This window comes from Variovorax sp. LG9.2 (assembly GCF_035018885.1).
GTDB lineage: Bacteria > Pseudomonadota > Gammaproteobacteria > Burkholderiales > Burkholderiaceae_C > Variovorax.
This window is the reverse complement of the sequence record NZ_JASJXB010000021.1, coordinates 57,410-79,236: the sequence shown is the minus strand read 5'-3', so window position 1 is coordinate 79,236 and position 21,827 is coordinate 57,410. Positions and strand designations below refer to the sequence as shown.

The window sequence follows — 21,827 nt, the reverse complement described above, 5'->3', positions numbered from 1 at the left end:
GAACGCGGGGGGCGGGGGTGTTCATTAGCTTGTCTCGTGTTGTCGTTGTCGTTGTCGTTGTCGTTGTCGTTGTCGTTTGTTCGTTTTTCCGGATCAGCCTGCGGCACGCTTCGAAAGTATTTCGAAAGCCGGCAGCGTCTTGCCTTCCAGCACTTCGAGAAAGGCGCCACCGCCGGTGGAGATGTAGCCGATCTTGTCCTCGATACCGTACTTTGCGATGGCTGCCAGCGTGTCGCCGCCGCCAGCTATCGAGAACGCTGCGCTCTCGGCGATGGCATGCGCCACGGTCTTCGTGCCATTGGCGAACGCGTCGAACTCGAACACGCCGAGCGGGCCGTTCCAGACGATGGTGCCGGCTTCGCGCAACTGGGCGGCGAGCATCTCGGCTGTCTTCGGCCCGATGTCGAGGATCAGGTCGTCGTCGGCCACGTCGTTCGCACCCTTGACCGTCGCGGGCGCATCGGCCGCGAAGGTCTTTGCGGTGACCACGTCGACCGGGATCGGCACATCGGCACCGCGTGCCCGCATCGACTCGATCACCGCTTTGGCCTGATCGAGCAGATCGGGTTCGGCCAGCGACTTGCCGATCTTCAGACCGGAGGCCAGCATGAAGGTGTTGGCGATGCCGCCGCCGACGATGAGCTGGTCGACGTTGGCCGACAGGCTCTTCAATATGGTGAGCTTGGTGCTGACCTTGGAGCCGGCGACGATCGCGACCAGCGGGCGCTTGGGCTGCGCCAGCGCCTTGGTGATGGCGTCCATCTCGGCCGCCAGCAGCGGGCCGGCCGACGCGATCTTGGCGTATTGCGCGATGCCATAGGTCGTGGCCTCGGCGCGATGCGCGGTGCCGAAGGCGTCATTCACGTAGATGTCGCACAGCGCGGCGAGCTTCTTCGCCAGCGCCGGATCGTTCTTCTTCTCGCCCTTGTTGACGCGGCAGTTTTCGAGCAGCACGACCTGCCCTGGCTTGACGTCGACGCCGTCGACCCAGTTCGCCACCAGCGGCACTTCGCGGCCGAGCAATTCGGCGAGGCGTTTGGCGACCGGCGCCAGCGAGTCGGCGGGCTTGAACTCGCCTTCGGTCGGCCGGCCCAGATGCGAGGTCACCATGACGGCAGCGCCCGAATCGAGCGCCAGCTGGATGCACGGCACCGAAGCGCGCACGCGCGTGTCTTCGGTGATGTCGCCGGCATCGTTTTGCGGCACGTTGAGGTCCGCGCGAATGAACACGCGTTGGCCGGCGACCTTGCCGTCGGCACACAAATCGGTAAAGCGGATGACGTTCATGGGCCGATTCTAGGAGTCGTCCCTGACGATGTCGGAACTGAGAGTTACCAGCCGAGCCAGAGATGCAGCGGCAGATACACCGCCATGCCGACGAGCATGGTGCCGAGCACGCCGTGCTTCCAGAAATAGTAAGCGCCGCCAGCGATCGCGGCGTAGATGCGCGCATCGTGTAGCGTGGTTACGAGGTGCCCTTGCGACATGACGATCTCGGGCGCGATCACCGCCGCCAGCGCAGCGACGGGCGCGTAGTGCAGCGCGCGATGCGCCCAGTCGGGCAGGCCCCACGGCCGGTCGAGGATGAAGAAGAAGCAGCGCGTGACGACCGTGACGCATGCGAGGCCGACGATGATGCCCATCGTGCCGATGTCGGCGCCCAGAAACGAGAAGCCGGCCATCAGGTGTCATCCTCCGCGCTCGGGTCGAGCCCCAGCTGCTTCTCCAGCCAGAAGCACAGCAGCACCGCGACGCCGATGCCCACCACGATGTTGAGCTTCAGCGGCAGCGCATAGGCCGCGACGGCGGTGGCGCCAGCAATCAGCGCAGCCAGCACGCGCAGCCGGGTCGTCGCCATCGAACACAAGATGCCGACCAGACTCAGCACGCCGGCGAAGGCCAGGCCCCACGACTGCGGGATCAGTTTGGCGAGAAAGACCCCGATCAGGCTCATGCCCATCCACGATGACCAGGTCATGAAGTATCCGCCTGCGAGGTACGCCTCCTGGCCGATCTCTTCGGCCGGCGTGGTCGGCGGTGTCGGGTACTTGCGGGTGAACATCACGTAGCTCAGGTCGGCCGTGAGATAGCCGTGCGTCATGCGGCGCCAGCGCGGCAGGTGCATCAGGTAAGGGCGCAGATGCAGGCTGAACACCACGAAGCGCAGGTTGACGCAAAAGCCTGTCGCCAGAATCACCCACGCCGGCGCGCCGGCAGCCAGCAACGGAATGGCCGCGAGTTGCGAACTCCCGGCATAGACCAACAGGGTCATCGCGACCGATTCGATCAGGCTCATGTCGGACTTCACCATGGCCACACCGGTCATCAGGCCCCAGGCACCGATGCCGAGCGCGAGCGGCGCCATGTTGCGGGCAGCTTCGCGAAACTCTGGCTGCCGACGGATCGATCGCAGAAAGAACATCAGCCGCCGAAAACCCGGCCGGGCTCGATGTCGAAGCCGCGCAGGAAGTCCGCCGCCGGCAGGCGTTTGCCGCCAGCGCGTTGCAGTTCGGTCAGCAATACCGTGCCGTCCGCGGCTGCTACGGCAATGTCGGTGGGTGTTACGGCAATGACGGTGCCGGGCACTTCGCTGACTGTGGCGCTCACTTCATTCGCGTGCGGCGGCTGCACTTGTGCCGCCCAGAGCTTGATCGACTCGCCGCCCATCACAGTCGTGGCGCCCGGAAACGGATCGAAGGCGCGGATCCGGCGCACGATGGCCGCGGCGGGTTGCGTCCAATCGACCGCGGCCTCGTGCTTTTCGACCTTGTGCGCATAGGTCGCGCCCTCATTCGGCTGCGGCGTCGGGGTCAGCGTACCGGCCTCGGCGCGGCGCAGCACGTCGACGATCAGCCGCCCGCCGAGTTCGGCCAGCCGGTCGTGCAATCGTGCGGTGCTGTCACCGCCGATGTCGATCGCCTCGACTTGCAGCATGGCGCCGGTGTCGAGGCCGGCATCCATCTGCATGATGGTGATGCCGGTCTGCATGTCGCCTGCTTCAACGGAGCGGTGAATCGGAGCCGCGCCGCGCCAGCGCGGCAGCAAGCTCGCATGAATGTTGAGGCAGCCGAGGCGCGGCACATCGAGCACCCATTGCGGCAGGATCAGACCGTAGGCGGCGACCACCATCACGTCGGCTTGCGCGGCTTCAAGGGTGGCGCGTGCAGCGAGGGCGTCGTCAGGATATTTGCCATCGAGCCGCAAGCTGCGCGGTTGCGCGACGGGCCAGCCGTTCAGTACGGCCAGTTGCTTTACGGCGGACGCCTGCAGCTTCATGCCGCGACCGGCCGGGCGATCGGGCTGCGTCAGCACCAGCGCGATGTCGAACCCCGCCGAAGCGATGGCGTCGAGCGCAATGCGCGCGAACTCGGGCGTGCCCGCGAAGACGATGCGCGGGCTGCTCACCAGGGCAGCCGCTCGAACTCGAGGTCGTCGCCCGTGTGATAACGCGCCACGACGCCCTGAGGGTCGATGTAGATATAGAGCAGGCGGCGGGTGTTCATCGACTTGTAGTGCCAGCTCCAGACCACGCCATCGAACGACGACACGCGGGTGACTTCGTACGGCCGTCCGTAGGTACGCAACACATCGGCCTCCCGCCAGAGGCCGACGCCCGGCTGGATGTCGCGATCGAACGCGCGGTCATCGAGCATCTGGCGAATCGCGACGACGCGGCCGGCGGCGTCAAGGTCGACATCGTTGACTTCGAAGCCTGCCGGAGCGCGCGAATATTGAAGGCGTTCACCGCCGCCGGGCAAAGGGTAGACAGCAGTAGGTTGGCCGAGGCGTTGCAATGCTTCGCCCCGCGACGTGCCTAGCGGAAGATTGGTCGGCTCGCTGGCGCAGCTGGCCAGCACCGCGAGCACTGCGACGAACGACAAAGCCTTCACCAAAAACCTGTTCCGGAGCAAAAGCAATCTCAAGCCTGGGTTTCGCGCAACTCTTCGCGCTGGGCCTTGAGCATCTTGCTCTTGATGCGGTTGCGCTTGAGCGGCGACAGGTATTCGACGAATACCTTGCCGAGCAGATGGTCCAGCTCGTGCTGCACGCAGACCGCCAGCAGGCCTTCGGCTTCGATGGTTCGGAGCTGGCCTTCGGCATCGAGGGCCGCGACCTTGACCAAAGTCGACCGCATCACACCGTCGTAGATGCCGGGGACCGACAGACAGCCCTCTTCGTTCAGCACCTTCTCGTCGCTGGCCCAGACGATCTCCGGGTTGATCAGCACGATCGGCTCGTCGCGATGCTCGGAAATGTCGATGACGACCACGCGCTCGTGCACGTCGATTTGCGTCGCCGCCAGGCCGATGCCCTCCGCGTCGTACATCGTCTCCAGCATGTCGGCAACCAGCGCCTTGACGCGTGCATCGACGCCCTGCACCGGTTTGGCAACGGTGTGCAGGCGTTTGTCGGGGAAGCTCAGGATCGTTCTTTTGGCCATGAAAGCGAGAAAAAGTTGTCGCTATTTTCGCCATTTCCGCGACGCGAAGACAGCTTGCGAACTGATAAACGTTGCCCAATCAAGGGCTTCAGCGCAAAATTCGTTGCAAATTGTGAGGAAACGTTTGTCCGGCGCGGCACTGTGCGTGTACATCATCAAACCATGAAAAAACTCCGAACCAACGCCCGTTTGCGGCCAACCCTGCTGACAACACTCGTGGCCTCCGCGCTCTTCAGCGCCGGTCTCGGCATTGGAACGGCGGCTTCAGCACAGAATTATCCGATCACGCCCGAGCAGCGCGCCGTGGCACAGCAGACCGCTCAAGCGGGCATTCCGGTCAGCGAACTCGCGCCCAATGCACCGGACGAATACACCATCAAGCCGGGCGACACGCTGTGGGCTATTTCCCGTATGTACCTCAAGAGCCCGTGGCGTTGGCCCGAGCTCTGGGGCATGAACATCACCGAGATCAAGAACCCGCACCGCATCTACCCAGGACAGGTGCTCTATCTCGACAAGACCGGCGGCCGCGCACGCCTCAGCACGCGCCGCGGTTCCGGCATGCCGGACGGCACCATCAAGCTGTCGCCGCGCACCCGTTATGAATCGCTTTCGGGCATGGCGTTGACGACGCTCAGCCCGGCGCTGATCGATCCCTTCCTCAGCGAAGCGATCATCATCGACGAGAACACCTTGATCACCGCGCCGCGCATCGTCGCCGGCAACGACGACCGGGTGCTGCTGGCGCGCGGCGACCGCGCCTATGCCCGTGGCGAAATCAATTCGCCATTGGTCGAGACGAGCGGCCCCGTCAAGCAGTTCCGGATTTACCGGAACGCCACGCCGCTGAAAGACCCGGCCACTGGCGAGATCCTCGGCTACGAGGCCGCCTACCTCGGCCGCGCCCGCATGGAGCGCGGCGAATCGACGATCACCCAGTTCGAAGAGGGCAAGGAAGTGACCAGCGTGGTGCCTGCCACCATCGACATCGTGGCGGCGCGCGAAGAAATGCGTGCCGGCGACCGGCTGCTGCCCGAACCGACACGCGAAGTACAGAGCTACGTGCCGCGCGCTCCAACGCAAGAAGTCAACGGCCGCATCGTCTCGGTCTACGGCGACGCAGTCACCTTCGCAGCGACCAACCAGATCGTCGCCATCAACAAGGGACTGCGCGACGGCATGGAAAGCGGTCAGGTGCTGGCCATCCTCAAGAACGGCCAGACCATCGTCGACAAGACCAACGGCGCCAAAGAAACGCTCAAATTGCCTAACGAACGCATCGGCTTGCTGATGGTGTTCCGCGTTTTCAACAAGGCCTCTTACGCGCTCATCCTCGGTTCCAGCGACACGCCCAAGGCCGGCGACATCCTCGTCAATCCGTAAGTCATAAGTTTGGAACGTGACGAACTCGCCGGCTGGCTTCGGCTCACGCTGACGCCAAGCATCGGCGACACCACGGCTCGCAAGCTGCTGGCCGCCTTCGGCTTGCCACCGCAGGTCTTTGCGCAATCCGACGCCGCGCTGCAGCAGGTCGTATCGCCTGCACAGGCGGCTGCTCTTCGGCTGACGCCTGCGGGCTTGTCGGCGCTGGTCGACGAAACCTGGAACTGGCTGCAGGCGGTCGAGTCGTCCGGTGCCACGCGACGCCTCTTGACGCTGGCCGACCCGGCTTATCCGGCCTCGCTGCTCGACATGGTCGATCCGCCGCTGATGCTCTACGTGATCGGCGCGCCGCAATTCGATCTGACCGCGCTCGACCGGGCGCTCGCGATTGTCGGCAGCCGCAATCCAACGCCGCAGGGCGTATTGAATGCGCGCGACTTCGGTCGCGCCTTGGGGGAAGCGGATATCACCGTAGTTTCTGGACTGGCACTGGGTGTCGACGGCGCTGCGCACGAAGGCGCGCTGGATGCTGCCAAAGGCACCGATCGGTTCGCGACCATTGCGGTGGTCGGCACCGGGCTCGATAGGGTGTACCCCGCGCGTCACCGTGACCTGGCGCATCGCATCACGGCGCAAGGATTGATCGTCAGCGAATTCCCGCTCGGCACGCCGCCGCTGAACCAAAACTTTCCGAAGCGCAACCGCATCATCGCGGGCCTGACGCGCGGCACGCTGGTGGTCGAGGCCGCGCTGCGTTCCGGCTCGCTGATCACAGCGAGGTTGGCCGTCGAGCAAGGCAAGGAAGTCTTCGCCATTCCAGGATCGATCCACTCACCCCAGTCGCGCGGAGGCCATTCGTTGATACGGCAAGGCGCCAAGCTGGTGGAGTCGGTGCAGGACATTCTTGAGGAATTGCGCTTCGATGGCGGTGCGACGTCCGCAGCTTCTTCAGCTTCAGGCGCTACAGCCGGCGGGGATAGCACCGACGACGACGAAACCGAACCGTCATCTGGCCTGTTGCACGACCTCGGCTTTGATCCGGTGAGCCTCGACGCGCTCTGTGCTCGCACCGGCTACAGCGCCGCCGAGTTGCAAGGGCGGCTGCTCGAACTGGAACTCGACGGACACGTCGCGCGTCTGCCCGGCGGCCTGTTTCAGCGCATCGCCGTCGGCTGACTTCGATGTGGACTTCGACGTCGCATCGGCACAACGAGTCAGGGTCGATTCGAGCAGGTGGGCTATATTGAGTGCCATGTTCGAAGTGCTTGTATTCGTCTACGAAAACTACTGGCGCAGCGACGCGTGCCCCGAGCCGGAGCAACTGGGCCGCAAGCTCACTGCGCACGGCTTCGAGCCCGACGAAATCCGCGACGCGTTGCAATGGCTCGATGGCCTCACCGTTGCCACGCAGGGCATCCAGCTCACCAGGCATGTCGACGAGACGACCGCCACCGTTGGGTTGCGCGGCACCGGCGAAGCGGCACTGCCGCAGGCGGCCGACTCCATGCGTGTCTATTCGGCGACCGAGCAAGACCACCTCGGTGCCGATTGTCTGGGCTTCATCAGCTTCCTTGAAACAGCCAACGTGCTGTCACCGGGCTTGCGCGAGATCGTCGTCGAGCGCGCCATGGCAGCACCGGGCGATCCGGTGGCGCTCGATGAGCTGAAAATCATCGTGTTGATGGTGCACTGGAGCACCGGCATCGAGCCCGATGCGCTGGTGCTCGACGAGCTTTGCGACGGCCGCGAAGGCAGGGTCGCGCACTAGCGGCGGCGGTCGCCCCCGCGCGCTAGTTAAGCAGGCGTTCGGGGTTGGCGTCCAGCTTGGCCAGCGCTTCACGCGTGGCACGGACGGTCAGGGTTTCTTCTTCTGCCGGCACCAGCAAACCCGCCTGCAAATAAGACGCCAGGCGCCCGGCCTGAATCAGAAAGCTGCGGCCATCGCTCGACGCGAACAGGTGCAGTTGCTTCCGGTCGCTGCGCCAGACGAACTGGACCTGGCTCGGACGGCTGTTGTGGTCCAGCATGAACCAGTTGCCAACCTGCAGTTCGTGCGCCCAGGCCAGCATCTCTTCGCCGACCTTCTGGCCGGTATCGGGCACCACTTCGATCGAAGCGGCGTCGACGCCCAGCAGCAGTTCGATGCTGGCAGCGTCGATTGGAAACTCTGCCGTGCCTTCGTCGCTGACGAAATCCTCGATGTTGGCCAGCCGCTGTGCCATCGCCTCGATCTTGGCCGGCGCAATGGCCTCGGTCTTGGACATGAAGGCGTCTGACAAGGTCGCACCGATGATCTTGATCTGCGCCTCCTGCGGGTCGCCGATGATGCCGAGCAAGGTCATGCCTTGCCGCAGGCGCTGCAGCAGCTTGGGCAGGTCTTGAATGACGCGGGTGCGGTCGTTGCGGTTGGGCTTGGCGCTGGCCGCCCACACGAGGTCGGATGCCGCGCGCTTCAGCGTCACGGTTTGCTCGTCTTGCGCACCGTACCGCAGCGCAGCGATGGCCAGAACCTCGGCCCAGACCTTGAACAGGAACTCGCGGATCTCGTCGCGCACCGGCATATCGTTGAGCATCTTCCGGAGCTCGATGGTGTACTGGATCGCCATCGTCTCCTTCTGCTCGACCTGCTGCGCCACGCTCATCACGCGCTGCGTCGCATCGCTCTGCGTCAGGTATTTGCCCAGGAAAGCGACAAACTCGTCGAACACCAGCTTGAAGACGCGTTGGCCGGTTTCCGGATACTGCTCGATGACCTGCACCACGCGGCGGATTTCGCCCTCCAGCGCACTGCCCGAAATGGCGGCGGCATCGAAACCCATCACACACGAACCCATACGGTCGATAAGCATCCGCGCAGGATGCTGCAGGGTGCCGAAGAACTCCGGCTCGGCGATGGCGACGCGCAGCACCGGCATCTGCAGGCGCGCGAACCATACACGCGCCGAGAACGGGATGCGCTCTTCGGCCAGGATGGCCTGGAACATCAGCGCGACGATTTCCACTGTCGCCTTGTCGGCGGTGGTCGGCGCTTTCTTCTTAAGTTCTGTCGTGCGTCGGCGCAGATCCGCCGCCGTCTGCTGCAGCGCGGTTGCCTCTTCGCCAACCACGTACTGCGACGAGGCCAGTTGGTAGGCGGCCTCGGCATCGGCGATGGCCGCGACGAAGGCCGGCGAAGCCCCACCCGCGCCACGCGCCATGACGCCGTTCGCGTAGCCACCGCCGGGCGCCCCCGATCCGGCGACATGCTGGATTCCGCTGCTGCTTTCAGGTCCGAGCCGTGCAGAGACGAACCGCTTGAGGTTGAGCAACACGCCCTGAGCGCGCTGACGCGCCATCAACAGCGGCGAGCCGCCCGTTGCAACGACACCTTCGTTGCCGCCGCCTTGCGAATTTCCGGCACCGCCGCCCCAGCCCATGCCGACCCCGATGGCAGCGGGCGCAAAGCTGCCGGGCGGGGCGATACCCTGCATTCCCCTCGACGCGCCGCCACCGCCGTACTGCCCGGGACCGGACGACTGCGCGCCGCCGTAGCCGTTCCCCAGCGGCATCGTCCCCGAAGCGGCGTTGCCAGTGCGCTTGACGAAGCTCTTGAGATCGATCTCGGGCATCACGCCCTTGCCGATCAGGAAAGCGTTGGAGTCCTTGTAGGCTTTCACCACCGCCTCAACCAACTTCACCTGGATCGAATCCTGGACCTTGGTCCACATCGCCCGGGTCAGCCCGGCCGCCAGCCACTGCTCGACCAGCAGCTTGGCGAGCGTTTCAGGTTTGAAAACGTCCTTGGCATCGAGTTCGCTGGTGCCCTCGAGATGCTGGATGCGCAACCGCAGGTCGTTCAGTTCGAAGCTGGCCTTGTCGGCGATGAGTTGGGCGAGTCGCGACGAGAGGATGTTGTTTTCCACCACCTCGTCGCCGATCAGTTCAAGGCGCGACAGCGAATTCTGCGTGGTGCCGCCCGTGCTGGTCGCAAGAACCTTGCGCCAGCTGGCTTGCGACATCGCAACCCAGTTCGACGCCTGACCCTGAAACGACAAAAAGTCGTCGCGGTTTTCCTGCATCGCCCGCGCGTTACCGGTTTGCGCAGCCAGTGACGAGAGGCGTTCACGTATGGCGAGCGCCGCGGGGGCAATCACTGTCTCGGTTGCGGCGACGAAACGCTCACGGGTCTCGCGGGCGAGCTGCAGGGAGATAGCGGGGGGTCGCGACGTACTCATGAGGGATCAGGGCGGCAAAAAAGCAGTTCCACAGTAGCGAGCTTGCATCGGGAAACAATTGCGCACAAGAGTATCCGTTACTCCAATCACTTGCATTACACCGCCGCGCCGGCGTTCGGATCGTCCGGATCGCCTTCGCGCTTGGTCGGGCCCTTGATCAAGTCCTCGCGCTTGACGCCGAGCCACATTGCGATGGCCGCCGCCACAAAGGCCGATGAGTAAATGCCGAACAGGATGCCGATGGTCAGCGCCAGCGCAAAGTAGTGCAGCGTCGGGCCGCCGAAGAAGAACATCGACAGCACCACGAGCTGGGTCGAACCGTGGGTAATGATGGTTCGGCTGATGGTCGAGGTAATCGCGTTGTCGATGATCTCGACCGTCGACAGCTTGCGGTAGCGCCGGAAGTTCTCGCGAATCCGGTCGAAGATCACTACCGACTCGTTCACTGAATAGCCCAGCACCGCCAGCACTGCCGCCAGCACCGCCAGCGAAAACTCCCACTGGAAGAACGCGAAGAAGCCCAGGATGATGACGACGTCGTGCAGATTGGCCAGCACCGTGGCCAGCGCGAACTTCCACTCGAAGCGAAACGCCAGGTAGATCATGATGCCGACCACCACCATGCCGAGCGCTTTCAGCCCGTTGGTGGTGAGCTCTTCGCCGACCTGCGGGCCGACGAACTCGGTGCCGCGCAGCGTGGCGGTGGGGTCGGCCGCCTTCAGCGCCTCGATGACTCGCGCGCTCTGCTGCGTCGCGTTCATGCCCTTTTGCGCCGGCAGCCGGATCTGCACATCGCGCGACGAGCCGAAAGCCTGCACCTGCACGTCGGGATAGCCCAGCTTTGCGACGCTCTCGCGCACCTTGCCGATGTCCGCCGACTGCGCGTAGGCGACCTCCATCACCGTGCCGCCGGTGAACTCGACCGACAGATGCAGCCCGCGGTGCAGCAGGAAGAACACCGCCAGCGCGAAGGTGACGAAAGAAATGATGTTCAGCACCAGCGCGTGGCGCATGAACGGGATGGTCTTGTGGATGCGGAAGAATTCCATGGCCTGTTCTTCCTTTTATTTGCCCGGGGCCACGGCGGTACCGACATCGGCGTCGGTCTTGGGCCGCCACACGGTGCCGATAGACACCGTCTTGAGCTTCTTCTTGCCGCCGTACCAGAAGTTGACCAGCCCGCGCGAGAAGAACACCGCCGAGAACATCGAGGTGACGATGCCGATGCAGTGCACCACAGCGAAGCCGCGAATCGGCCCTGAGCCGAAGGCCAGCAGCGCGATGCCTGCTATCAGGGTCGTGACGTTCGAATCGAGGATGGTGCCCCAGGCTCGGTCGTAGCCAGCGTGAATGGCAGCTTGCGGCGACGCGCCGTTGCGCAGTTCTTCGCGTACCCGCTCGTTGATCAACACATTCGAGTCGATGGCGACGCCGATGGCCAGTGCCATGGCGGCGATGCCCGGCAGCGTGAGCGTGGCCTGCAGCATCGAAAGGATCGCCACCAGCAGCATCAGGTTCACCGCCAGCGCGATCGACGAAAACGCCCCGAACAGCGCGTAGTAGATGCACATGAACACCATGATGGCGATGAAGCCATACATCACGCTGTCGAAACCCTTCTTGATGTTGTCGGCGCCCAGGCTCGGGCCGATGGTCCGCTCCTGAATGATTTCCATCGGCGCAGCGAGCGAACCGGCGCGCAGCAACAGCGCCAAATCGTTGGCTTCGACCACGTTCATCGAGCCCGAAATCTGGAATCGGTTGCCGAGTTCGCCGTTGATCGACGGCGCGGTCAGCACTTCGCCCTTGCCCTTTTCGAAGATCAGCATCGCCATGCGCTTCTTGAAATTTTCGCGGCTGACGTCGCGCATGATCCGACCGCCCTTGGCGTCCATGGTCAGGTCAACCTTCGGCTGGTTGCTCTGCTGGTCGAAGCCCGGTTGCGCGTCGGTCAGGTTCTCGCCGGTGACGAGCACCTGCTTTTTGACGATGACCGCCCGACCGGTGCGGTCCAGAAATTTCTCGGAACCGAACGGCACCGGGCCGCTGCCGGTTTCGGCAGCACGCCCTTCGGCGCTCTCGTCGACCAGGCGCATTTCGAGCGTGGCGGTGCGACCGAGAATGTCCTTGGCCTTGGCCGTGTCCTGCACGCCCGGCAACTGAACCACGATGCGGTCGATGCCCTGCTGCTGGATCACCGGTTCGGCCACGCCGAGTTCGTTGATCCGGTTGTGCAGCGTGGTGATGTTCTGCTTGAGCGCGGCGTCCTGCAGCCGGCGCGCGGCCTCGGGCTTGATGACGGCTGTCAGCTTGAAGTTGTCGCCGTCTTGCGTCGCGGTGCCGGTGAGATCGGGGAACTGGTCCTGCACCAGGCCGCGCGCGGCTTCGAGACTCGCCGCATCGCGGAAAGTGACTTCGATGGCCTGGCCGTTGCGCGTGACCGCGCTGCCGCGGATGTTCTTGTCGCGCAGCGCGCTTCGAACGTCACTGGCAAAAGTTTCAGCGCGCTTGTCGAGGGCGCCCTTCAGGTCGACCTGCAGCATGAAGTCGACGCCGCCACGCAGGTCGAGGCCGAGGTACATCGGATAGGCATGCAGCGCGGCAAGCCACGCCGGCGAACGCGGCACGAGATTGAGCGCCACCGTGTAAGACGGGTCGTTCGCGTCGGGCACCAGCGCGTGCTGAATGACGTCGCGCGCCTTCAACTGGTCGTCCGGCGTCAGGAAACGCACGCGCAACGACGTCGCGTCGAGCGTTTGCATGTCCGGCACGAGATTCGCCGCCTTCAGCGCCTCGTCGATGCGCGCCTGCGTGGCGCCGTCGACCTTGGCGGTCGACTTGGCAGCCGACACCTGCACCGCGGGCGCTTCGCCGAAGAAATTGGGCAGGGCGTAAATCAGCCCCACGAGCAGCACGATCACGATGATCGCGTACTTCCAGACCGGATAACGGTTCATCGATTCAACCTTCAAGACGCGTAGCGCGAAGCACCCGCGTTATCACCGACTTATTACTTGATTGCGCCCTTGGGCAGAACCTGGACGACGGCGCTGCGCTGCACCTGAACTTCGACGCCGGAGGCAATCTCGACGCTCAGGTACGTGTCGCCGATCTTGGTGATCTTGCCGAGCAAGCCACCCGTGGTAGCGACTTCATCGCCCTTGGCAAGCGCTTCGATCATGGCGCGAGCTTCTTTCTGGCGCTTCATTTGCGGGCGGATCATGACGAAATACAGCACCACGAACATGAGCACCAGCGGCAGCATGCTGCCCAGCGACGAAAACATGTCGCCAACCCCTGCAGCAGCGGGTGCGGTCTGGGCGAAAGCAGAAGAAATGAACAAGGGGAAGTCTCCAACTGATTAGAACAAGACGGACAAGACAGACAAAACGGGAATGCGAGCCGGAATGAAGCTACCGGTCGCTGGCAGGCGGCCAACAGGACCGCATGACACAGCCCTGGGCTGCGAACAGCACCGAGCATTGTATTCGGCGGGGCCGGCCTCACCCGAAGGCTTACCCGGCGCGCCGAACGGGGCTTTCGACGCCGCGGATCAGGCGGCGACCACGTTGCAGATCAGGCCGTTGCGCGCGCCTTTTGCGGGTTGCGCCACTGGTCGAGCAGCGCCGCCCATCGGGTGCGCGCCGCCGCCAGGTTGCGATCCTTCACATGACCGTAGCCGCGAATCTGCTCCGGCAGCGCCGCGATTTCCAGCGCGGTCGCGTGGTTGCCCGCATTCAGCCCGGTCAGCACTTCATCGATGGCGGCGCGGTACTCGCCAATCAGCGCGCGCTCGGTCTTGCGTTCTTCGGTACGGCCGAAGATGTCGAGCGCCGTACCGCGCAGGCCCTTCAGCTTCGCGAGGAAGCGGAAGCCGGTCAACATCGCCGGGCCGAACTTCTGCTTTTGCAGTTCGCCCTTGGCGTTCTTCTTCCCGATGATCGGGGGCGCCAAGTGGTAGTTGAGCTTGAAGTCGCCCTCGAACATTCCGTTGACGCGATCCAGGAACGAGCGGTCGGTGTGCAGCCGAGCGACTTCGTACTCGTCCTTGTATGCCATCAGCTTGAACAGGTAGCGCGCCACGGCTTCGGTCAGGCTGGTCTTGCCGACCAGCGACGACTCCGACTGCTGCACCTTGGCAACGAAATTTTTGTACTGCTCGGCATAGGCCGCGTTCTGGTACGCCGTCAAAAACTCGACGCGGCGCTTCACCAAGCTTTCGACCGTCTCGCGCTTCTTGAACTCGATGACGTGCCCCGGCGACACCAGCTTCTGCACGGCCGCCAGGTCGTGCGCCGCGCGACGGCCCCATTCGAACGCTGTCTTGTTGTTCTCGATCGCGACGTTGTTGAGGTCGATCGCGCGCATCAGCGATTCGTATTCGAGCGGCAGCCAGCCGCGCTGCCACGCAAAACCCAACAGCATCGGGTTGGCATACAGGCTGTCGCCCATCAAGGCGACCGCGAAAGCATCGGCGTCGAAAGTGCCGAGGTTGTCGACACCGACGGCGCGTGCAATTTCATTGGCGCAGTCATCTTGCGGATTCACCCAGTTGGCGTTGCGCACGAAGGCCGCCGTCGGCGTGCTGTGCGTGTTGAGCGCAACGTGCGTGCGCCCTTCACGCATGCGCGCCAGCGTCTCGGCGTTGACCGCCACCAGCGGATCGGCCGCCAGGATCAAATCGGCCGCCGCAGTGCCGACGCGCGTGGTGCGAATCGCGTCTTGCGACTCGCCGATGAGCGCATGGCTCCAGGTCGCACCACCCTTTTGCGCCAGGCCCGCCGCGTCCTGCGTGACGATGCCTTTGCCTTCGATGTGCGCGGCCATCCCGAGCAGTTGCCCGATGGTGATGACCCCGGTGCCGCCGACACCCGCGACGACGACGCCCCATACCTGGTCGCGCGCCAGTTGCGGCACGCGCGGCTCAGGCATCGCGCCCATCTCGAAAGGCGAACTGGCTTTGCTCTTCGACTTCTTCTTGAGTGCGCCGCCTTCGACGGTCACGAAGCTCGGGCAGAAGCCCTTGAGGCAGCTCATGTCCTTGTTGCAGGTGCTCTGGTTGATGGCGCGCTTACGACCGAACTCGGTTTCGAGCGGCTCGACCGACAGGCAATTGCTCTGCACGCTGCAGTCGCCGCAGCCCTCGCACACCAGTTCGTTGATGACCACGCGCTTGGCCGGATCGACCGCCGTGCCGCGCTTGCGGCGGCGGCGCTTTTCGGTCGCGCAGATCTGGTCGTAAATGATCGTGGTCGTGCCCTTGATCTCGCGAAACTCGCGCTGGATTTCGTCGAGATCGTCGCGATGGCGAATGGCGACGCCCTTGCCGGCGTAGCTGCCCGGCACCGTGACGCCGTCGTACTTCTCGGGTTCGTCGGTGACGATGACGACCTTCATGGCGCCTTCGGCATGCAGGCTTTCCGCGATCTGAAGGACCGAATGGCCTTCGGGCCGCTCACCGATCGCCTGGCCGCCGGTCATGGCGACCGCGTCGTTATAGAGGATCTTGTAGGTAATGTTCACGCCTGCCGCGATCGACTGGCGAATGGCGAGCAGGCCGCTGTGAAAGTAGGTGCCGTCGCCGAGGTTCGCGAAGATGTGCTGGTCGGTGGTGAAGGGTTGTTGCCCGACCCACGGCACGCCCTCGCCGCCCATCTGGGTGAAGCCGATGGTGCTGCGGTCCATCCAGGTCGCCATGAAGTGACAGCCGATGCCGCCCATCGCGCGCGAGCCTTCGGGCACCACGGTGCTGGTGTTGTGCGGGCAGCCCGAGCAGAACCAGGGCTGGCGCCCCTCGGTCACGCCACCGGCCTGCATGATTTCCATCGAGCGCTCCTTGGCGTCGAGGATGGCGATCTGCGCCTGCACGCGCGCTCGCATGTCGGCGCCGGCATGGTCGAGGATGCCGAGCTTCTTCAGGCGCTGCGCGATGGCCTTGGCGATCAGCGCCGGATTCAGGTCGGCGTTGGCGCGCAGCAGCGTGTTTGCGGTCGGGTTCGACATCGACCATTCGCCACCCGAAAAGTCGCCATCGTCGAGCTCGTTGAATTTGCCCACGACATGCGGCCGGACGTCGGCGCGCCAGTTGTAGAGCTCCTCTTTCAATTGGTATTCGATGACCTGGCGCTTTTCTTCGACCACCAGAATCTCTTGCAGCCCGGTTGCGAACTCGCGCGTGAGTTGCGCCTCGAGCGGCCACACCACGCCGACCTTGTGCAGACGAATGCCGAGCTGTCGACAAGTCGCGTCGTCGAGGCCAAGGTCAAGCAACGCCTGGCGCGTGTCGTTGTAAGCCTTGCCGCTGGCCATGATGCCAAAGCGATCATGGTCACCTTCGATCACGTTGTAGTTGAGGCGGTTGGCACGGATGTACGCCAGCGCGGCGTACCACTTGTAGTGCATCAAGCGTGCCTCCTGCTCCAGCGCGTGGTCGGGCCAACGAATGTGCAGGCCGCCCGGCGGCATTTCGAAGTCGGTCGGGATCACGATGTCGACACGCTCCGGGTCGATCATGGCCGTCGCGCTCGACTCGACGATTTCCTGGATCGTCTTCATGCCTGACCAGATGCCCGAGAACCGGCTCATCGCGAAGGCGTGAATGCCGAGGTCGAGAATTTCCTGCACGTTGGCCGGAAAGAACACCGGCGTGCCGCAGGCCTTGAAGATGTGGTCGCTCTGGTGCGCCGCAGTGCTGCTCTTGCTGATGTGGTCATCGCCTGCCACCGCGATCACGCCGCCGAACTCGGTGGTGCCAGCCATATTGGCGTGCTTGAAGACGTCGGAGCAACGGTCCACGCCCGGCCCCTTGCCGTACCAGATGCCGAAAACGCCGTCGAACTTGTTGGTACCCGGCGGCGAGAAGCCCAGTTGCTGCGTGCCCCACAGCGCGGTGGCCGCCAGCTCTTCGTTGACGCCCGGCTGGAACACGATGTTCTGCGCCTTCAGGTACTTGCTGGCCTTCCACAGCGCCTGGTCGTAGCCGCCGAGTGGCGAGCCGCGGTAGCCGCTGATGAAGCCCGCCGTGTTCTTGCCGTTTTGCTGGTCGCGCAGGCGCTGCAGCATCGGCAGCTTGACCAGCGCCTGCACCCCGCTCATGAAGGCGCGACCGTAGTCGAGCGAATATTTGTCGTCGAGGGTGACGGTCTCTAGCGCCTTGCGAATGTGCTCGGGCAGGGGTGCATTCATCGTCTCTGTCTCCTGATTTGGCGTGGCCTTGTGGGCGTGGCTGAAGGGTCTGTGCCCGGTAGGGCGCGTGCCCACGTTGTACGCAAAGTGTATGCCTGGGTCACGGACAGGTGTTTGCGTTCTTTGCCTTCAAAAGGCCGCTTCCAGAATGGATCTTTCTTAAAATAGCGTCTTATGGAAAGCATCGACAAGTTCGATCTGGCAATCCTGCAAGAACTGCAGACCGACGGCCGCCTCACCAATGCCGAACTTGCGCAACGCGTCGGTCTCTCCGCCGCGCCCTGCTGGCGCCGCGTGCGTGCGCTCGAAGAGGCCGGCTTCATCAAGGGCTATCACGCAGAGATCGATCGCCACAAGATCGGACTCGGCGTGCTGGCTTTCGTGCGGGTCGACACCGAGCGCGTGCAAGGCGACGCCACCCGCAAACTCGAAGAAGCGATCCGCAAGCTGCCCGAGGTCGTGGCCTGCCACTACATCAGTGGCACCGGCACCTTCGAGCTGCAGGTGGTGGCGCAAGACCTCGACAGCTTTTCGAGCTTCGCTCGCCAGCACCTGATGAACCTGCCCAATGTGAAAGACCTGCACACCAGTTTTTCGCTGGGCGAAGTCAAAGCGAACAGCGCGTTGCCGCTGGGGCATTTGGCCGCTGCGAAGAGTGCGAAAGGCCGATAGGTGCGGCGCTGTCGCACTCAGCGCACCAATCCCGCCGCGACATCCCTGAATGAAGCGAGCGCGGCTTCCAGGTGCTCGATGATTTCCTGCTGCAGGACATCGGGCGGCGGCAGGTCGTCGAGGCTGTCCAGGCTGTCGTCCTTGAGCCAAAAGATGTCGAGGCTGGCCTTGTCGCGCGCCACCAGATCAACGTAGCCGAAATACTTGAAGCGCTCGGACTCCACTCTTTCATGCCGATTGGCCGGCTGGTAGCAGTCGATGAAATCGCACAAGTCGGGCGCTGCCAGCGGCCGGGTCTTCAGAGTGAAATGCTTGTTAGTACGCAGGTCGTAAATCCACACGCCCTTGGTGTGCACCGTGCCATCGGCTGGCTTCTTGTCGAAGAACAACACATTGGCCTTCACGCCTTGCGCGTAGAAGATGCCTGTGGGCAGCCGCAACAGCGTGTGCACGTCGCAAGTCTCCAGCAACTTGCGCCGAATCTTCTCGCCGGCACCGCCTTCGAACAACACGTTGTCTGGCAACACCACAGCGGCCTGCCCGGTCGCTTTCAGGATGGCGACGATGTGCTGGAGAAAGTTGAGCTGTTTGTTCGATGTGGTTTGCCAGAAGTCTTGCCGCTCGTAAGTCAGCGCGTCGCGGTCTTCTTCGCCTTCAGCGTTGGTGATCGTCATGCTGCTCTTCTTGCCGAAGGGCGGATTGGCCAGCACGTAGTCGAAGCGCTTTTCGGGCGCAGAGATCAGCGCATCAGCGCGGTCCACAGCAGGCTCGCCATCGAGTTCGCCGACGTTGTGCAGGAACAGGTTCATCAGACACAGCCGCCGTGTCGCCGCGACGATCTCGTTGCCGAAAAAGGTTTCGTGGTGCAAAAACTCCTGCTGCCGGATGTTGAGCTTGCGCCCGCTCTTGTGGGACAGCCAGTCGTAGGCGCCGAGAAAGAAGCCGCCCGTGCCGCAGGCCGGGTCCGAAATTGTCTTCATCGGTTGCGGCTGCACGCAGGCGACCATTGCCTCGATCAGCACGCGCGGCGTGAAGTACTGACCCGCACCGCTCTTCGTGTCTTCGGCGTTCTTCTGCAACAGGCCTTCGTACAGATCGCCCTTGGTGTCAGCGTCCAGGCTGATCCAGTTCTCGGCGTCGATCAGTTGCACCAGCCGCGACAGCTTGGCCGGGTCCTGAATCTTGTTCTGCGCTTTGAAAAAGATCGCGCCCAGCATGCCCGGCTCCTGCGCCAGCTTGTGCAGCAACGCGAGGTAATGCGCCTCCAGCGGTTCGCCGGTCTTGCCCTTGAGGCTGGGCCAATCAAAACCCTTCGGAATGTTGGCCGGCCGGTCGTACGGCGGCTGCGCGTACTCGTGCGCCAGCTTCAGGAACAGCAGATAGGTCAGCTGCTCCAGGTAGTCGCCTTAACCCACGCCGTCGTCGCGCAGCGTGTGGCAGAAGTTCCAGATTTTCTGGACGAGAGAGGAAGCGTTCATAGCGTGAGACCGGCGCCGGTTCTATCTACTCGTCTATCTGCCAATCGACCCATTCTCATTACCATTGACAGACACTCAAGTTGTTGATTTGCAAAGGAATTTGTGATTTCTAATGGACATGTCAACGACAACATCGGCCGATTCACCCGATTTGTCCGTTATCGATCAACCGATACCGGCGCCAGCGCTTTTCGCCCTGCGGTTCGACCTGACCCGTCGCGACCAACTGGTCCAGCGCGCGTTTCACCGATCGCGGCGCCAGCTCAGGAGCGGTGCGCCGATGCACTTCGGTGACCGACGAGCCAGGGTAGCCCGACAGGTCTTCCACGATCAACGCTCGCAGCCGGTGGGGCACCATGCGAGTCAGCGTTGTCTTGCGCTGCACGCCGCCCAACTTGAGTGCTTGCGGCGGCACAAAGTAGCGCGTCCCTTGGGTTTTCCCGATGCTCATCACCAGTCCGAGGTCCAACAGCCGTCCCAGCCACACGGTGGTGACCTCGTCGGTGTCGGCTATTTCCAGTTGTCGCGCCAATTCACGCGCCGTCAACCCGTCACTCATTGCCAGGATGCCCAGCGTGATGCGCTCCCTCTGGCGCAATTGATACGTCGCGTCGGCATCGGCCAGTAAGCGGATAACTTCCGGCCGCACGATGCGCCGCCGAACCGACACCTTGACCGAGTCGTCGCCTTCTTCAACGACCGGCGCCAGCCGCCCTTGCGAAAGCTGCACCTCGTACATCAAGTCGAAGCCGGAGCCTTCTTTTTCCATGAGCTTCAGATCATGAAAAAGCGTGGCGAGGCGCTCGTTCCGCCGCAGGCTGGCGTGCAGGATGTTGTACACGGTCACTCCCAAAGGCAACAGCCCCGGATTGCAGACCTCCAACCTGTCGGGATGCAAATTCAGGAAGATGTCGCCGCGCTGCGCGTAGGGGCGATGCACCAGCGCGTTGACGATCAGTTCGCGTACGACCCGTTTGTCATACGCAGGCACCTTCTGGCGATAGAGCCCGTCAGGCAATTCATAGGTCTCGCGAAAGTCCGACACCTCCTCCCAAATGGCGTCGACCAACTGCACCGGCGACAGCGTGTAGTCGTCCCATGTCCACTTGTGAATCTTGGCGCCGCGCTCGTCGTACTTGATGGCTTGCACCACCGGCGCACTGCCCAGCCGTGCGCGCGCACGTGGCGAGCCGATCAACAGCACGCCCAGATGTGTGAGCAACGGCCCGTCGGTCAGCCCATAGTGTTCGAGTAACTCCACATTCGACTTTTCCTTGACCCCGGCTTTCACGCGGTCCGACGCGCGCAACCCGGCCAGCAGGGCCTCGACCTGAACATCGTCGGCGCCGGTCAACGGCGCGTCCTGCGCCGCAAGGCTCTCCCATGGCATGCCGGGGCGGTCGTTGAGAAGACGCAGCACCTCATCGCCCAACACCGGACGGCAGGCGTCGGACACCCGCAAGAAATAGCGCCCGTCAGTGGTGGAGGCAACACCCCATGAACGGGCTACCGTCAACGCGACGTACTCGCCGCCATTGGCCGCCGGCGTTGTAGCGCACCACCTTGGCTTGTTTGGGCAACTGCTGGACTTCGTTGAGCGACACGTCCTCAGTCGACTCGTCGATCGCCTCGCCCGACAGCACCGAGTACATGCGCTGGATGGTGCTGATGACGACTTGCGCATGCGGGTCGATATGGCTCGAAGCGAGACGCTGCACGTTGTACAGCTCGGTGAACTTGCGGCCGTCGTCGGGCGGCGTGTAGGCCATGAACTCCTGGTGCGCCTGCTTGCCGAGGTTGCGCGTGTCGACCAGAAACAGCACGCGCTTGGCGCCACCGAACTTCAGCAAACGGTAGACCGAGGTGATGGCGGTGAAGGTCTTGCCCGCGCCGGTGGCCATGTGCACCAGCGCACGCGGTTTGTTCAGCGCCAGCGATTTCTCCAGGCCGGTCACGGCGCTGACCTGGCAGTCGCGCAGGTTGCGCTCCGGCAGTGCCGGCATGCCTTCAGCGAGCCGGCGCCGCAAGGTGTCGGGCTGCGTGACCAGCACGGCCAGATGCTCAGGACGGAAGAAGTGGAACAACTCGCGTGAGCGCGGCGCCGGGTCACGGCCGTCGGTGAAGTGGATGACCTGGCCGGTGCTCTCAAACAAAAACGGCAACGCAGGCAGACCCGGCAGGCGCCACTTGAGCGCGCTGCCTGCATAGCGGGCGGTTTGCTCTTCGACAAATGTGAGGATGGTGGCGTCTGGCTTGGCCTCGATGACGCCCACCGCCTGGCGGTCGATGAACAGCACGTAGTCCGCCGGGCCAGTGCCGGTCGGATACTCCCGCACCACGACACCCAGACTGGCGCCGAGGTTGAGCTGCTTCATGTCCTGCACCACCCAGCCGGCTGCGACAAGCTTTTCGTCGATGTGTTGGCGGGCTTTGGCTTCGGGTGTCATGCAGCGT

General features: G+C 63.6%; 18 protein-coding genes. 4 read left to right on the top strand and 14 right to left on the bottom strand.

Annotated elements, in window-relative coordinates:
- Positions 1–93: 93 nt before the first annotated feature.
- From QN413_RS19355 to def, 6 genes are read right to left on the bottom strand one after another with little or no spacing between them, the layout of a single operon-like run.
- Positions 94–1,287 (bottom strand): phosphoglycerate kinase, encoded by a 1,194-nt coding sequence (locus tag QN413_RS19355; protein ID WP_323498209.1) that lies wholly within the window; start codon positions 1,285–1,287, stop codon positions 94–96.
- Between the two features lie 44 nt (positions 1,288–1,331).
- On the bottom strand, positions 1,332–1,682 hold the full coding sequence (locus QN413_RS19350; protein ID WP_323498208.1) for an AzlD domain-containing protein: 351 nt from the start codon (positions 1,680–1,682) through the stop codon (positions 1,332–1,334).
- On the bottom strand, positions 1,682–2,422 hold the full coding sequence (locus tag QN413_RS19345; RefSeq protein ID WP_187053572.1) for an AzlC family ABC transporter permease: 741 nt from the start codon (positions 2,420–2,422) through the stop codon (positions 1,682–1,684). Before QN413_RS19345 ends, QN413_RS19350 begins: the two co-directional genes overlap by 1 nt.
- On the bottom strand, positions 2,422–3,405 hold the full coding sequence (fmt, locus tag QN413_RS19340; protein WP_323498207.1) for a methionyl-tRNA formyltransferase: 984 nt from the start codon (positions 3,403–3,405) through the stop codon (positions 2,422–2,424). The genes QN413_RS19345 and fmt overlap by 1 nt, the downstream gene beginning before the upstream one ends.
- Entirely contained in the window at positions 3,402–3,890 is a 489-nt protein-coding gene (locus QN413_RS19335; RefSeq protein WP_323498206.1) for a hypothetical protein, read from the bottom strand. The genes fmt and QN413_RS19335 overlap by 4 nt, the downstream gene beginning before the upstream one ends.
- 29 nt (positions 3,891–3,919) lie before the next feature.
- Positions 3,920–4,441: a peptide deformylase gene (def, locus tag QN413_RS19330; RefSeq protein ID WP_323498205.1), complete on the bottom strand. Its 522-nt coding sequence runs from the start codon at positions 4,439–4,441 to the stop codon at positions 3,920–3,922.
- A gap of 162 nt (positions 4,442–4,603) precedes the next feature.
- On the opposite strand from def, the gene QN413_RS19325 reads away from it, so the two are divergent.
- The 3 genes from QN413_RS19325 to QN413_RS19315 all read left to right on the top strand — a co-directional run bounded on the left by QN413_RS19325 (position 4,604) and on the right by QN413_RS19315 (position 7,592).
- The gene (locus QN413_RS19325) at positions 4,604–5,824 is read left to right on the top strand and encodes a LysM peptidoglycan-binding domain-containing protein (RefSeq protein ID WP_323498204.1); all 1,221 of its coding nucleotides are present in this window, start codon (positions 4,604–4,606) and stop codon (positions 5,822–5,824) included.
- Between the two features lie 9 nt (positions 5,825–5,833).
- Complete coding sequence (gene dprA / locus QN413_RS19320) at positions 5,834–7,000, top strand: DNA-processing protein DprA (protein ID WP_323498203.1); 1,167 nt, start codon at positions 5,834–5,836, stop codon at positions 6,998–7,000.
- A 76-nt stretch (positions 7,001–7,076) separates the two neighbouring features.
- Positions 7,077–7,592: a DUF494 domain-containing protein gene (locus QN413_RS19315; protein WP_323498202.1), complete on the top strand. Its 516-nt coding sequence runs from the start codon at positions 7,077–7,079 to the stop codon at positions 7,590–7,592.
- A 22-nt stretch (positions 7,593–7,614) separates the two neighbouring features.
- Here QN413_RS19315 and QN413_RS19310 read toward each other — a convergent pair whose 3' ends face one another.
- The 5 genes from QN413_RS19310 to QN413_RS19290 form a co-directional block, all read right to left on the bottom strand.
- A complete protein-coding gene (locus QN413_RS19310; protein ID WP_323498201.1) occupies positions 7,615–10,038 on the bottom strand; it encodes a DUF1631 family protein in 2,424 nt (807 codons plus the stop codon).
- 95 nt (positions 10,039–10,133) lie between these two features.
- Positions 10,134–11,087, bottom strand: coding sequence for a protein translocase subunit SecF (secF, locus tag QN413_RS19305; protein WP_323498199.1), 954 nt, complete (start codon positions 11,085–11,087; stop codon positions 10,134–10,136).
- 15 nt (positions 11,088–11,102) lie between these two features.
- Complete coding sequence (gene secD / locus QN413_RS19300; protein ID WP_323498198.1) at positions 11,103–12,995, bottom strand: protein translocase subunit SecD; 1,893 nt, start codon at positions 12,993–12,995, stop codon at positions 11,103–11,105.
- A gap of 53 nt (positions 12,996–13,048) precedes the next feature.
- Positions 13,049–13,381: a preprotein translocase subunit YajC gene (gene yajC / locus QN413_RS19295; RefSeq protein WP_323498196.1), complete on the bottom strand. Its 333-nt coding sequence runs from the start codon at positions 13,379–13,381 to the stop codon at positions 13,049–13,051.
- A 233-nt stretch (positions 13,382–13,614) separates the two neighbouring features.
- Positions 13,615–17,223 carry an indolepyruvate ferredoxin oxidoreductase family protein gene (locus tag QN413_RS19290; RefSeq protein WP_323498195.1) on the bottom strand — a complete coding sequence of 1,203 codons (3,609 nt, stop codon included), beginning with the start codon at positions 17,221–17,223 and terminating at the stop codon, positions 13,615–13,617.
- Between the two features lie 174 nt (positions 17,224–17,397).
- Between QN413_RS19290 and QN413_RS19285 the strand changes: the two genes are divergently transcribed.
- Positions 17,398–17,895, top strand: a complete 498-nt coding sequence (locus QN413_RS19285; protein ID WP_323498194.1) for an Lrp/AsnC family transcriptional regulator — start codon at positions 17,398–17,400, stop codon at positions 17,893–17,895.
- Positions 17,896–17,912: 17 nt separating this feature from the next.
- Here QN413_RS19285 and QN413_RS19280 read toward each other — a convergent pair whose 3' ends face one another.
- The 3 genes from QN413_RS19280 to QN413_RS19270 form a co-directional block, all read right to left on the bottom strand.
- Positions 17,913–19,112: an HsdM family class I SAM-dependent methyltransferase gene (locus QN413_RS19280; RefSeq protein WP_323498193.1), complete on the bottom strand. Its 1,200-nt coding sequence runs from the start codon at positions 19,110–19,112 to the stop codon at positions 17,913–17,915.
- A gap of 403 nt (positions 19,113–19,515) precedes the next feature.
- Positions 19,516–20,829, bottom strand: a complete 1,314-nt coding sequence (locus tag QN413_RS19275) for an ATP-binding protein (protein ID WP_323498192.1) — start codon at positions 20,827–20,829, stop codon at positions 19,516–19,518.
- Positions 20,830–20,848: 19 nt separating this feature from the next.
- Entirely contained in the window at positions 20,849–21,820 is a 972-nt protein-coding gene (locus tag QN413_RS19270) for a DEAD/DEAH box helicase family protein (RefSeq protein WP_323498191.1), read from the bottom strand.
- Positions 21,821–21,827 lie beyond the last annotated feature (7 nt).